This window comes from Alcanivorax sp., assembly GCF_040119285.1.
GTDB lineage: Bacteria > Pseudomonadota > Gammaproteobacteria > Pseudomonadales > Alcanivoracaceae > Alcanivorax.
In genome coordinates this window covers 222,904-236,953 of record NZ_JBEDTY010000032.1, presented here as the reverse complement: position 1 = coordinate 236,953, position 14,050 = coordinate 222,904, and the positions used below count along the sequence as shown (strand labels likewise).

Annotated in this window: 12 protein-coding genes; 8 read left to right on the top strand and 4 right to left on the bottom strand. The window is 55.7% G+C overall.

From position 1 onward, the window contains the following. Positions 1-81: 81 nt before the first annotated feature. The 4 genes from hisC to gyrA all read right to left on the bottom strand — a co-directional run bounded on the left by hisC (position 82) and on the right by gyrA (position 6,586). Entirely contained in the window at positions 82-1,194 is a 1,113-nt protein-coding gene (gene hisC, locus ABNH10_RS10540; RefSeq protein ID WP_011589029.1) for a histidinol-phosphate transaminase, read from the bottom strand. A 110-nt stretch (positions 1,195-1,304) separates the two neighbouring features. Continuing rightward, positions 1,305-2,387 carry a prephenate dehydratase gene (gene pheA, locus ABNH10_RS10535; protein WP_011589030.1) on the bottom strand — a complete coding sequence of 361 codons (1,083 nt, stop codon included), beginning with the start codon at positions 2,385-2,387 and terminating at the stop codon, positions 1,305-1,307. A 178-nt stretch (positions 2,388-2,565) separates the two neighbouring features. Continuing rightward, a complete protein-coding gene (gene serC, locus ABNH10_RS10530) occupies positions 2,566-3,648 on the bottom strand; it encodes a 3-phosphoserine/phosphohydroxythreonine transaminase (protein WP_011589031.1) in 1,083 nt (360 codons plus the stop codon). 175 nt (positions 3,649-3,823) lie between these two features. Further along, positions 3,824-6,586, bottom strand: a complete 2,763-nt coding sequence (gene gyrA, locus ABNH10_RS10525) for a DNA gyrase subunit A (protein ID WP_349385885.1) — start codon at positions 6,584-6,586, stop codon at positions 3,824-3,826. Positions 6,587-6,966: 380 nt separating this feature from the next. Here gyrA and ABNH10_RS10520 point away from each other — a divergent pair, with 380 nt between their 5' ends. From ABNH10_RS10520 to ABNH10_RS10485, 8 genes are all read left to right on the top strand, one after another. Next, positions 6,967-8,298, top strand: a complete 1,332-nt coding sequence (locus ABNH10_RS10520; protein ID WP_349385884.1) for a TRZ/ATZ family hydrolase — start codon at positions 6,967-6,969, stop codon at positions 8,296-8,298. Next, positions 8,291-9,010 (top strand): bifunctional 2-polyprenyl-6-hydroxyphenol methylase/3-demethylubiquinol 3-O-methyltransferase UbiG, encoded by a 720-nt coding sequence (ubiG, locus tag ABNH10_RS10515; protein WP_035461039.1) that lies wholly within the window; start codon positions 8,291-8,293, stop codon positions 9,008-9,010. Before ABNH10_RS10520 ends, ubiG begins: the two co-directional genes overlap by 8 nt. 20 nt (positions 9,011-9,030) lie before the next feature. After that, complete coding sequence (locus tag ABNH10_RS10510) at positions 9,031-9,711, top strand: HAD-IA family hydrolase (protein ID WP_349385883.1); 681 nt, start codon at positions 9,031-9,033, stop codon at positions 9,709-9,711. A 113-nt stretch (positions 9,712-9,824) separates the two neighbouring features. After that, on the top strand, positions 9,825-10,592 hold the full coding sequence (locus ABNH10_RS10505; RefSeq protein ID WP_349385882.1) for a YciK family oxidoreductase: 768 nt from the start codon (positions 9,825-9,827) through the stop codon (positions 10,590-10,592). Between the two features lie 367 nt (positions 10,593-10,959). Then, positions 10,960-12,129 carry a putative solute-binding protein gene (locus ABNH10_RS10500; protein ID WP_349385881.1) on the top strand — a complete coding sequence of 390 codons (1,170 nt, stop codon included), beginning with the start codon at positions 10,960-10,962 and terminating at the stop codon, positions 12,127-12,129. Between the two features lie 135 nt (positions 12,130-12,264). Next, on the top strand, positions 12,265-12,636 hold the full coding sequence (locus ABNH10_RS10495; RefSeq protein ID WP_349385880.1) for a hypothetical protein: 372 nt from the start codon (positions 12,265-12,267) through the stop codon (positions 12,634-12,636). Further along, a complete protein-coding gene (locus ABNH10_RS10490) occupies positions 12,623-12,796 on the top strand; it encodes a hypothetical protein (RefSeq protein WP_349385879.1) in 174 nt (57 codons plus the stop codon). The genes ABNH10_RS10495 and ABNH10_RS10490 overlap by 14 nt, the downstream gene beginning before the upstream one ends. Before the next feature lie 49 nt (positions 12,797-12,845). Further along, positions 12,846-14,021: a putative solute-binding protein gene (locus ABNH10_RS10485; protein ID WP_349385878.1), complete on the top strand. Its 1,176-nt coding sequence runs from the start codon at positions 12,846-12,848 to the stop codon at positions 14,019-14,021. Positions 14,022-14,050: the final 29 nt, after the last annotated feature.

Genomic DNA, 14,050 nt, shown 5'->3' with positions numbered 1-14,050 from the left:
ACCACGTTGTGAGCCGCCATTACCGGTACGGTTGACGCCCTGAACGGCGCCCCCACAAGGGCGCCCAAAAAAGGTTGGGGCCTATTCATTCGCCATTTCCTTGAGCACATGTTTCAACGCATCAAGGAAGCGCTCATTTTCACGACTGGTGCCCACGGTGACGCGAAGGTGGTTGGGCATGCCGTAGCCGCTCAAAGGCCGCACAATGACGCCTTGTTTGAGCAAACCTTGATAGATCGGCATGGCTTCTCGCCCGCAATCAAAAGCAATAAAGTTGGCCACCGAAGGAATCTGCTCAAGATTTAGCGTCAGCAAGCCTTCCGCGATCTGTACCAAACCACTGGTATTTTCACTGCGTGAGTTTTCCAGATGGTCTTCGTCAGACAACGCCGCTTGCGCTGCCACCATGGCCGGCGTATTCACGTTGAACGGTTGACGGATACGATTGAGCACATCGGCGATCTGCGGGTTGGATACCCCATAGCCCACACGCAAACCCGCAAGGCCATGAATTTTAGAGAAGGTTCGCGTTACCACCAGGTTTGGGTATTTTTGCAACCGATCGATGCCGTTTGGGTAATGGCTTTCTTCCACGTATTCAAAATACGCTTCATCCAACACCACAATCACACGCTCAGGAATGCGCGATAAAAATTCATCCAGCGCATGGGCGTTGAACCAAGTACCGGTGGGGTTGTTCGGATTCGCAACGAACATTACGCGGGTACGTTCAGTGACGGCGTCAGCCATTGCCGCCAGATCATGGCCATAAAGATTCGAGCAGACCTGTACCGGTTTGGCGCTACAGCCCAGCGTTACCAAAGGATAAATGGCAAAGGCATATTCGGAAAAAATCGCCTCATCACCGGGCTGCAAATAGGCGCGGGCAATCAGCTCCAATATATCGTTGGAACCATTCCCCAGCGTCAGCTGGTTGCTCGCCACACCCAACGTTTCCGATAACGCGGCTTTCAAGGAGAACCCGGCTCCATCAGGATACAGATGCAGATCATCCAGATGGCGCAGCGCATGCAGCGCTTTATGGCTAGGGCCCAGCGGATTTTCATTGCTCGCCAGCTTGACGATATCGGTCACGCCCAGCTCCCGCTCCAGCTCGGCAATGGGCTTGCCGGGCTCATAGGGCTTGAGTTGCTGAACACCGCTGTTGGCGAGTTTGATGTAGTCACAGGTCATTGTTGACTCCTTGAACTGTGGGAGCGGTCGCCCGACCACGAAAGCGCACCCAGGCCAACAATCATGGGCGAACGACGGCTCCCACCGGGATTACGGTGCCAAAGGGCAGGTTACAACACCGCCTTGGGGTACGAACCCAGCAGCTTGATGGTGTTGCCGGCGGCTTCTAGTTTATCCAGCACCGCCTGCAAGGTGTCATCTTCTTTGTGGCCTTCGCAATCCACAAAGAACACATAGCTCCAGTTGGCGGTGCGAGAGGGTCGAGACTCCAGGCGAGTCAGGTTGATGCCCTCATCCCGGAAAGGTGACAAGACCTCATAGAGCAGCCCTGGGCGATTCTTGCCACTGATCATCAGGCTGGTTTTGTCACAGCCTGAGGGCGGAGTGTCTTGACGCCCAATGATGATGAATCGGGTAGTGTTGTCCGGGCGATCTTCGATATTGCGCTGCACCGCAGTAAGCCCATACAGCTCTTCCGCCATTTCCCCAGCGATGGCCAAGGCATTCCACTCGTCTTTCAAGCGGCGCGCAGCCTCTGCGTTAGAGCTAACAGCAATACGCTCCACGCCGGGCATATGGGCGTCCAGCCACTGGCGACACTGGGCTAAAGTTTGCTGGTGGGAATAGACCCGCGTCACCTTATCCTGGCGGGTATGCTCCCCGGCCAGTAGGTGATGATGAATGCGTAACTCCACTTCACCACAGATTTTCAGGCTGGAGGTCATGAAGGTATCCAGGGTGTGATTCACCACCCCTTCGGTGGAGTTTTCCACTGGCACCACACCGTAGTTGGCCGCACCGGACTCCACTTCGCGGAACACTTCATCGATGGCAGCCAGCGGGAGGCTTTCTACCGCATGGCCAAAGTGCTTAAGCGCCGCCTGCTGGGTAAACGTGCCTTCCGGTCCAAGAAACGCGACCTTCATGCGTTGTTCAAGTGCCAAGCATGCGCTCATCACTTCACGGAAAAAACGCGCCATGGTTTCGCCATCCAGCGGCCCCTGATTACGCTCTTTCACCCGGCGCAGCACCTGAGCTTCACGCTCTGGGCGATAGAAAACCGGGTTCGGGTCCGTGGCCGTCTTCACTTCCGCCACCTTATGCGCCAAGGCCGCGCGTTGGTTGAGCAGGTCCTGAAGCTTCTGGTCCAGCTCATCAATTTCGTTACGCAAGTCGTCCAAGGTATTGGTCATATTGACCTCGCAAGCACGCGGCGCCCTTCCCGCAACACGCGAATAAGCGTGGGAGCGTTGGTTACGATCTGGCGCCGACCGTTCAAATTCATTGTTTTACCCACCTTCCAAACAATCACTGTGCTTCGCGACGGCACCAACACATCAAGCAGGGTGTGGTGCGTGCTACATGAAGCGCTTAAGCGTTCTTCTTTTCAAACTCTGCCATGAAGTCGATCAGTGCATCCACCGCCGCTTCGGGCACTGCATTGTAGATGCTGGCGCGCATGCCTCCCACGCTACGGTGGCCTTTGAGGTTCAACAGCCCAGCCGCCTGAGCCTGATCCAAAAATGGCTTGTCGAGGCGATCATCTGCCAGAACAAAAGGCACATTCATACGACTGCGGCTGATCACCTCTACCGGATTACTATAAAGGCCGCTGTGATCAATAAAATGGTACAGCTTTTCCGCCTTACGCTGATTGATTTCGCCCATGTTGCCCACACCGCCCTGCTTTTTAAGCCAGGAGAACACCAAGCCAGACAAGTACCAAGCAAAGGTCGGCGGTGTGTTGTACATGCTGTCATTGTCCGCATGGGTCTGGTAATTGAGCATGGCCGGAACATTGTTTGCTGCCTTGCCAAGCAAATCCTTACGAATAACCACCAGAGTAAGGCCGGCGGGGCCGATATTCTTCTGCGCGCCAGCGTAGATCAGCCCATATTGATTCACATCTATCGGACGAGAAAGGATAGTGGAGCTCATGTCCGCTACCAGTGGGGTATCCCCCACTTGCGGTACAAAGCTATATTCCAGACCACCGATCGTTTCATTCGGGCAATAATGCACATAGGCCGGATTATCAGAGAGATTCCAGCTTTCCTGGAGCGGCACCGTGGAGAAGTTAGTGTCTTCGCTGCTGGCAGCCACATTGATGTTGCCGTAGCGCCCAGCTTCCTTGATGGCCTTTTTGGACCACTGTCCGGTGTTGATATAATCCGCCGTTTCCCCATCGCCTAACAAATTCATAGGCACCATGGCGAACTGACTGGACGCCCCGCCCTGCAGAAATAGCACAGCGTAATCATCGCTGATGCCCATCAGGTCGCGTAGGTCTTTTTCGGCTTGCTCGGCAATCTCTACAAAAACGTTATCGCGATGGCTCATTTCCATAATGGAAAGACCCAGACCCCGATAATCCAGCATTTCCTGCTGGGCTTGTTCGAGTACTGCCTGCGGCAATGCCGCCGGACCTGCGCAGAAGTTATAGGCGCGGGACATGCATATTTCTCCGTGACTGAATTAAAAGTACAAAACCGGTTAATCAAAGAAGCCCGGTAACACCGGGCTTGGGTATAACAACAAAGCAGGTTTAAAGCCGCGCAAGAGCCCCTTTCAAGATGCAAACCCTCCTTTGAATGAGAAAATTCGCGCCTCAAATGGTGCTCCTACAGACTCATTCCTCGGCGTCGTCCGAAGCGTCTGATTTCGGCGCTTCTGGGGTTGCTTCACCGTCCAGCACCTCATCGGCTTCGCCGTCCTCTTCTTCGACACCTTCCAGCTCAGGAATAGTAGCCAGACCGCACAATGCCTCGCCATCGGCCAAGCGAATCAAGCGAACACCCTGAGTGTTACGACCAGACGTACTCACCTGATTTACACCGGTACGCACCAAGGTGCCCTGGTTAGAAATCAGCATGATGTCTTCTTCGCCAAACACCTGAGTGGCGCCCACCAGCTCACCGTTTCGCTCGTTGATCACCATGGCAATCACACCTTGGCCGCCACGCCCCTTGGTGGGATAGTCAGTGAGCGGGGTACGCTTGCCATAACCGTGCTCAGAGGCGGTAAGAATCTGGCCATTTTCTTCCGGCACAATCAGGGAAATAACGTCCACCCCTTCGGCCAGCTTGATACCCCGCACACCACGAGCCAGACGGCTCATAACACGCACTTTGGACTGATGGAAACGCACGGCTTTACCGTTGCGGGCAACCAGCATGATGTCTTCGTGGCCTTGAGTAATGGCCACGTTTACCAGGTGCTCGCCTTCCTGCAATTTCACCGCAATCAAACCGGAGCTGCGTGGACGGGCAAAGTTGGCCAGGGCGGTCCGCTTAACGATACCGCTGGACGTGGCCATGAAGATAAAGGGTCCGGGAACAGTATCGGTCACCGCCTCGACTTCACTCTCAACCTCAACCTCACTATCTGTCTCGTCTTCGATTACGTCAGCGGCGTCATCTACATCAACAATGTCTTCTTCGCCACCGGCTTTCTGCTGGCGCACCATGTCGGCGTCCAGACGCAGAATAGCGGTAATACGTTCGTCAGCACCCAATGCCGGCAGCAGGTTCACAATTGGTTTGCCACGCGATGCCCGGCCCCCCTGAGGCAACTCAAAGGTACGCAACCAGAACACCTTGCCCGCATTGGTAAACAGCAACAGGGTATCGTGGGTGCCGGCTACCAGCAGGTGCTCCACATAATCCTGATCTTTGAGCTGGCCCGCAGACTTGCCGCGGCCACCACGCTTCTGGGCACGGTAGGTGTCGATGGGCTGCATTTTGGCGTAGCCACCGTTAGACAGGGTCACCACCACGGTTTCTTCAGCAATCAGGTCTTCCATGCTGAAGTCCTGACGGGAGGCAACGATCTCGGAACGGCGCTCATCAGCGTATTCTTCACGGACCGCCCGCAGTTCTTCGCGGATCACTTCCATCAGACGCTCGGGGTTACCGAGAATCTTCAGCAGTTCAGCGATCTGCTCCAGCAGCTCCTGATAGTCATTGATCAGTTTTTCCCGTTCCAGACCGGTCAGCTTCTGCAAGCGCAGGTCCAAAATCGCCTGGGCCTGTTCCGGGCTCAGGTGATAAAGGCCATCAACCAGGCCATATTGTTCATCCAGGCCATCCGGGCGCGCCGCGTTTTCACCACCGGCACGCTCCAACATTTGCAGCACGTCACCGGGCTTCCAGCCCTTGTCCAACAGCTTGGCCTTGGCTTCGGCGCCGCTGGGTGAAGCCTTGATCAGCTCGATAACCGGATCAATATTGCTCAGAGCAACCGCCAGGCCTTCCAGCAGGTGGGCCTTTTCGCGGGCTTTACGTAATTCATAAACGGTTCGACGAGTCACCACTTCCCGGCGGTGACGGATAAAGGCATCCAACAGTTCACGCAGGTTAAGAATCTTCGGCTGGCCATCTACCAAAGCCACGGTATTGATACCGAATACCGACTCCATCTGGGTCTGTTGATACAGGTTATTAAGCACTACCTCAGCATTTTCGCCACGGCGCAGCTCAATCACGATGCGCATACCTTCTTTATCAGACTCGTCGCGCAGTTCAGTGATGCCTTCGATTTTCTTGTCTTTCACCAGCTCGGCGATCTTCTCGATCAGCCGCGCCTTATTCACCTGATACGGAATCTCATTGACGATAATGGCTTCTTTACCGCTCTTGTCGGTGGCTTCAATTTCCGCACGGGCGCGCATATAAACGCGGCCCCGACCGGTACGGTAAGCCTGCACAATCCCCGCACGGCCATTAATAATGCCGGCAGTGGGAAAGTCTGGACCCTTGATATATTCCATCAAGTCATCCGGAGTGAGGCTATCGTCATCAATCAGTGCCAAACAGCCATCCACCACTTCGCCCAGGTTATGGGGCGGAATGTTGGTGGCCATGCCCACAGCAATACCGGAAGAGCCGTTGACCAACAGGTTAGGCACTCGGGTGGGCATCACATCGGGGATGCGTTCCGTGCCGTCGTAGTTGTCGACGAAATCCACGGTTTCCTTGTCCAGATCCGCCAGCAGCTCGTGGGCGATCTTGGCCATACGCACTTCGGTGTAACGCATGGCAGCAGCGGAATCACCATCAATGGAACCAAAGTTACCCTGGCCATCCACCAGCATGTAGCGCAGGGAAAAAGGCTGCGCCATCCGCACGATGGTGTCGTACACCGCAGAATCACCGTGGGGGTGGTATTTACCAATCACGTCACCGACCACACGGGCCGATTTCTTGTAGGCCTTGTTCCAATCGTTGTTCAGCTCGTGCATGGCGAACAGCACGCGGCGATGCACCGGCTTGAGGCCATCGCGCACATCCGGCAACGCCCGCCCGACGATTACGCTCATGGCGTAATCCAGGTATGACTGCTTGAGTTCGTCTTCGATGTTGACCGGGGTAACTTCTCTGGCGAGATCCGTCATAGCGATCCTTACTATCCACAAGGTGTTGGGAAAGCCCCTGCGGCTTCCCCAAGCCGGCCCATTTTCGGGCCGATTTCACGAGGTGCCCATGGCCCCCCGTGCAGTCTGTTCTTATAGGCCGAGGAATTTCGGGGGACATTCGTCCTGCCCGACTCCACTGCCGTCGCGAATTCCGATCTATAAAGCCCGGAAAAGCCCGGGATGATAGCACAGCTGGAGGGTATCGGCGCCATCTCTGCGTCGATCCTCGCAAGATGGCGCCCCTTGCCAACACGCAAACAGTTTACCGTCACGCAGTCAGGGCAAGATCCACCGCGACACGCTATACTGCGGCGCACAATTCGGGGGTTACTGCCCCCAGTTCGAGCAAGGAGTTATGCATGAGCGACAATCAGGCTGACCTGATCGTCCACGCCCGCTGGATTGCCCCTGTGGCCCCGCAGGACACGGTGCTGGAGAACCATGCCCTGGTGGTCAAAGACGGTCGCATTGCCGACCTGCTCCCCAGCGCCCTGGCTAACGTAAAGTGGCAGAGCAAAGAGCAGCAACAGCTGGGTGATCACCTGCTGATCCCGGGCCTGGTCAATGCCCATACCCACGCGGCCATGAACTTGCTACGCGGCATCGCCGATGACCTGCCGCTAATGACTTGGCTGGAAAAACATATCTGGCCCGCCGAAGGCCGCTTTATCAGTGAAACCTTTGTCTACGACGGCACTCGGCTCGCCGCAGCAGAAATGATCCGTTCCGGCACCACTTGCTTTGCCGATATGTATTTCTTCCCCGCCCATGCCGCCCGCGCCACGGTAGAAGCCGGCCTGCGCGCCAGTCTGTTCTGCCCGCTGCTGGACTTCCCTACCCCTATGGGCTCCGGGCCTGAGGAGTATTTGCGTTTGGCCACCGACGCCATGGATGAATGGCAGCATGAACCGCGCATCCAGATCGGCTTCGGCCCCCATGCTCCCTATACGGTGTCCGATGGGCCGCTGCAGAAAGCACTCACGCTCGCCGAAGAGTTGGACGTACCAGTAATGATGCACGTGCACGAAACAGCCGGGGAGATCCAGATGGCGGTGGGCAACACTGGCGAGCGCCCCCTGACCCGGCTGCATAATCTGGGCTTGCTATCACCGCGCCTGCTGGCCGTTCACATGACCCAACTCACCGATGAAGAAATCGCTTTGGTGGCACAAACCGGCACCCACGTTGTGCATTGCCCGGAATCCAATCTGAAACTGGCCAGTGGCTTCGCGCCGGTTGAGAAACTACGCAAAGCCAATATTAACGTAGCGCTGGGCACCGACGGGGCCGCCAGCAATAATGATCTGGACATGCTGGGGGAAGCCCGCACCGCCGCTTTCTTAACCAAGGGCGTTAGCCTGCAGGCGGATGCGCAACCGGCCATGGAAACACTCAAAATGGCCACTCTGAATGGCGCCAAAGCATTGGGTCGAGATAACGAAATCGGCTCGTTGGAAATCGGTAAGCAGGCGGATATGGTGGCTGTGGATTTGAACCGACTGGAGACCCAGCCGGTCTATGACCCAGTGGCCCAGTTGATTTACGCTGCCACCCGCGACCAGATCACCCACACGTGGGTGGGCGGGCGCTGCCTGATGGATAACCGCCAGCTAACCACACTCAACGAAGCCCTGATCCTCAAGAATGCCCAGCAGTGGCAAGAAAAAATCGCCGGAGCCGACCGTGACTGAACAGCAAACCCACACCCCGAACGTAGACGCCGGCGAAATCGCCAAGTTCAACGCCCTCGCTGAGCAGTGGTGGGACCCAAATTCCCAGTTCCGCCCGCTGCACGACATTAATCCGTTGCGCCTGAACTATATCGACGAGCGCGTCAGCCTGCCGGGCAAAAAAGTCATTGATATCGGCTGCGGTGGCGGCCTGCTTTCCGAAGGCATGGCCCGACGCGGCGCAGAAGTAACCGGCATCGACATGGGCGAAGCCCCGCTGGCGGTCGCCCGCATTCACGCAGAACACGCCGGCGTAGCGGTGGAATACCTGCAAACCCCGGCGGAACAGATCGCCGAACAGCGCGCCGGCCAGTATGACGTGGTCACCTGCCTGGAAATGCTCGAACACGTACCGGATCCTTCCTCGGTGATTCGCGCCTGCGCCACCCTGGTGAAACCCGGCGGGCAAGTCTTTTTCAGCACCATCAACCGCAACCCCAAGGCGTTCATGTTCGCCATTGTCGGCGCGGAATATGTGCTGCGCCTGCTACCGCGCGGCACCCACGAATACGCCAAACTGATTAAACCCTCCGAACTGGCTGGCTGGGCCCGCGATGCGGGGCTGGATGTACAAGACACCGCCGGGATGGTTTATAACCCGCTCACCCAGGTTTACAAACTGAATCGGGATGTATCGGTGAATTACTTGATGCACGCCCGCAAGGGCGACTGATTTGCTTGCGGGAGCCAATAATGGAACGCCTTGAAGCCGTTTATTTCGATTTGGATGGCACCCTTATCGATACCGCCCCGGACTTTTATACGGTCCTCAATACATTGCTGGAAAAGCATAGTCGGCCCGCAGTGAGCTACTCCGCGGTGCGCGCCAATGTATCCAATGGCGCCCGCGCCCTCACTGAACTTGGTTTTGGTGTCGGCCCCGACGATGCAAGCTTTGCTCTGTTGCTGGAAGAACTACTCAATGCCTACGAGCAGCATCTGGCCGTGGATACGGTATTGTTCCCAGGCTTGGAGGACGTGCTCGACTGGCTGGACGCCCAGCAACTGCCCTGGGGTATCGTCACCAACAAACCCGATCGTTTTACCGGCCCCGTACTGGAAGGGCTCAAGCTGCACCAACGCGTTGGCCCGGTGATTTGCCCGGAGCACGTCAAGCAACGCAAACCCGACCCGGAAGGCCTATTGATTGCCGCCAACGCCGACCAGGTAAAACCCGCACATTGCCTATATGTAGGCGATCACCTGCGCGACATCCAAGCTGGCAAGAATGCGGGCATGGCCACCGCCGTTGCCGCCTTTGGTTACATCGATGCAGACGACGACCCTCGTGGCTGGCAGGCAGATTATTACCTGGAAGAAGGCAGCGACCTACTGCCGCTTTTGCAGAAACTCGATACACAAAACGCGGACTAAAACTAATCATAGGGCAGCACTAGAACGGCCATTAAGGCAGATGCCCGCTCCACCTTACGGTTACAGCACCCAAGTCAGGCCACAGGCTTGGCGAAAGCGACACAGGAACCACCATGACTGATATCCAACAACAAGCCCTCAATTACCAATGCGCTGAAGACACCTTCAAAGGTCGTATTATTCTCGTCACTGGTGCAGGCGCCGGCATCGGCCGCAGCGCCGCGCTGGCCCTGGCAGCCCATGGCGCCACGGTCATTCTGCTAGGCCGAACCCAGGAAAAACTGGAAGCGGTGTACGATGAAATCAAAGCCGCGGGTGGCCCGGAGCCCGCGCTGGCGCCAGTGAATCTAACGGTCGCTCGCCCGGAAGATTTTCAGGAACTGGCCGGGCTTTTTGACAAGGAGTTCGGGCGACTGGATGGCATCTTGCATAACGCGTCCATGCTCGGCGACATTACGCCCATGGATCGATATGCCACCGGCACCTGGGATTCGGTCATGCAAACCAATGTGAATAGCGCTTTCTATCTAACCCAAGCCATGTTGCCGCTGCTGCGCGCCAGCAACGATGCTCGCCTGCTATTTACATCCTCCAGCGTAGGGCGCAAAGGGCGTGCTTTCTGGGGTGCCTATGCGGTTTCCAAGGCGGCCACTGAGAACCTGGCTCAAGTGCTGGCAGAAGAACTGGAAAACACCAGCAACATTCACGTCAACACCGTTAACCCCGGCGGCACGCGCACTGACATGCGCGCCATGGCCTACCCCGGCGAAGACCCACTCACATTGAAAACGCCCGCCGACATCATGGCCCCTTACCTGTTTTTGTTGGGCCCGGATAGCCGAGACGTCACCGGCGCATCTATTGACGCGCAACCCAAGTAACAACGCCAAGTCAAAAGCAGAACGATCAACGTTGAGAAGGGCCAACCACGTCAGCAACGTATTAGTGCGGTTCAATGCTCGCGGCTAAATGCAGCGCGGGCATCGCTGAATATCCTCTGGATCCTTTACCCCATTCGAGATGTGCACTTTCTACATTTTCAACCTTTGACCATTTCGCCACAGCTTGCCGTAACGCGGTCATTTCCTGCGCCAAAGCCCTCCTTTCTACGCTCGTCACATGCTATCTCTATAGATTATAAAATAATCACAACCGCCCTTGCCCGTGACAACCTGCCGCCTCGTTCAGAGACACACAATACCGTTACCGCAAGGTCGCTTATAACAACAACCCGGCCTGGAGATCACCATGCACATCCGACTTTCTGTGTTTTTTATTCTCTGCCTACTGTGCGCCACCTTGAGCGCCACCACGCTGACCAACGCCCAAAAAGAACAACTGAAAGCTCTGCTACCCAGTATCACGCTCAACGACCGCACCCTCGAAAAGCTGGAAGACATTTTTTATACCCGTGAAATGCCGGTTCGCAGCCGGCTCAAAGCCATCAGCCAAATGGTGGGCCTGGACCAAATGCCCCCCGGCAGCACATTGAAACGTACTATCTGCATTTGGGATATTGGCGGACGCAATGGGCCTGTGTTCAATGCCGCCATGGAACAACGAGCCTTGGCCATCGAGTACGGCATCAACCTGGACATGGTGCCTTACACCAACGAAACCGTGATGGTGGAAGAGCTCAAGGCCGGCCTCTGTGACGCGGCCTTGATGAGCGGCCTGCGCGCACGCCAGTTTAATCTTTACAGCGGCAGCGTCGATGCCATTGGCGCCGTTCCCACCGACCAGCATATGCAAACCCTTCTTCAGGTCCTTTCTCACCCCAAACAGGCCGGGCATATGGTGCAAGGAGATTACGTGGTGATGGGCATCTACCCTGCCGGTGCCGCCCATATTTTTGTCAACGATCGCAGCATCAGCTCACTGGCCAAGGCCGCCGGCCACCGCATAGCAGTGCTGGATTATGATCAGACTCAGGCGGAAATGGTCGCTGCCATTGGTGCAACACCGGTTGCCACCGACATCGTTTCCGCGCCTAACAAATTCAACAATGGGCAAATCGATATTTTGCCCGCGCCATTAGTGGCATATGAAATTCTTGAGCTCTATAAAGGCATGAGCCCAGATGGCGGCATCGTCGACTACCCACTGACGCAGCTTTCCATGCAGCTCATCGGCAAACTGGACAAATTCCCCAACGAAGTAGCGCAACTGATTCGTGAAGCGTCTTTCGAAGCCTACCCAATGGTTATAAAGCGCGTCGAACAGGAAACCAAACGGGTACCCGAGCGTTGGATGATTCATATCCCGGACAAAGACAAACAGGAATACGAAGTCATGATGCAGGACGCCCGCGACGCGCTACGCAAACAAGGCTATTACAGTGGCGACATGTTGACGCTGCAGCGCAAAATTCGCTGCAAGATCAACCCCGCTCGCTCTGAGTGCAGCATCACCCAATAGGTGAGCGATAACGCTTACTGGCAACCCTACGCGCTCTGACTTCCAGAAACCCTTGTACGATTGTCATACAACAGGCAAAACTTCGCTACACGGCAAAATGCTATAAACGCCCCATTGAATGACACAGGAATCGTCATGGGGACGTTTAGGCATCTATGCTCAACACTGCTGTTGGTTACTGCAACCCATAGCAGTGCATTGGCACTGGCCGATGAACAAAAAACACAACTCAAGCAGACCCGACAAACCATGGGACTTGCCGACGGTGAAATGAGTGAGCTATTGGCTCGCCATTTCAACCGTTACATCGACAGCATTGATGTAACGGTTGCCTTGGCCATTACCCCTGCCGGAGCTGCGTACTTTTCCGCTCATGATCGCGCGCTCAACTTCCTTTCCAAAGTAGCGAGAAAAAAAGAAGCGGATCGCGTCCCCCTCCCCCTCGCACTGGCGGGCTTCACCTCCCGAAGCCGAGAAACAGAACGACAACAGCATGATGCGCGATAACGAATATTATGGCCCCACCATGTTGAACAGCATGAACGGTATTCGTTCCAGCCCGGAAACGAGCCGCTTCGAGCACAGAGTAACCAGCAACACACCTTCTGCTCATCCCTACCCCGTGCCGGCCAAGCCAATGAGCAACACCGCCAGTATCGCTGGATGACCAAAACGCCTTATGGCAACAACCAACGATAATAGCCATGGAGGCTATCGTGAGATTTCTTCGTCATTTTTTTCTTTATTTTCTACTGGTCGGCAGTCCCTTTCTCCACGCTAATGAGGCCTTTGATCTGACTCCAGCCCAACAGGCCGAACTAGAGCGCTTTGCTCCCGGTGTGGAATTTACACCCGCACTGGCAGCCAAATTGCGTGCCATAGCCTATGACCAGAGCCGCAGTTTGGATGAACGAATCAAAGCCATGCAAAAAGCCGCGGGGTTCAGTCTGGGTGAGCCTCTCAAACGTCGGATTTGCATCTGGGATATTGGCGGCCGCACCGGGCCGATTTTCAAAGCAGCGGAGGACCAGCGCACCCGCCTCCTGCAATATGGGGTGGATCTTCATATCGAGCCCTACACCAAAGAAAGCATAGTAGCCGAAGACCTCAAAGCCGGCATTTGTGATGCTGCACTGATTACCGGATTGCGTGGTCGCCAATTCAACAAATACACCGGCACCATCGATGCCATTGGTGCGCTACCGACCAAAAAGCACGTGCGCATCCTTCTGCAAGCCCTTGCCAGCCCGAAAAGCGCCGACAAGATGGTGAGCGGTGAGTATGTCATTCTCGGCGTTGCACCGGCTGGAGGCGCTTATATTTTCGTCAATGACAAAAACATTAACACTCTAGCCAAAGCTGCAGGGAAACGCGTGGCCGTGCTCGACTATGATCCCACACAAGCGGAAATGGTTTCACAGATTGGCGCGACTCCGATTGCATCGGATATCGTTTCAGCGCCGAATAAATTCAACAACGGCGTGGTAGACGTTATCGTCGCTCCACTGCTCGCCTACGAATTACTGGAACTTCACAAAGGAATGGGGCCGAATGGCGGTATCATTGATTACCCGCTGGCTCAAATCACCATGCAGCTGATCGGCCGCAAAGACAAATTCCCCAATGAAGTTGCACAGCTGGTGCGCGAAGAGTTCTACAAAAGCTACCATCTAATCATGGAGCGACTGGAAATAGAAGCCGTCAAAGTGCCAGAACACTGGATGGTCCAGATTCCACAAGAAGATAAAAAAGAATATCAAAACATGATGCAGGAAGCGCGGTTACGGCTCCGCCAAAAAGGCTACTATGATGCCGACATGCTGACCCTGCAACGCAAGGTTCGTTGCAAGCTCGACGCCTCCCGAGCGGAATGCAGTAACCCGGTGGAATAAAAGTAGACACCTTCTCGATGGTGGCGTGC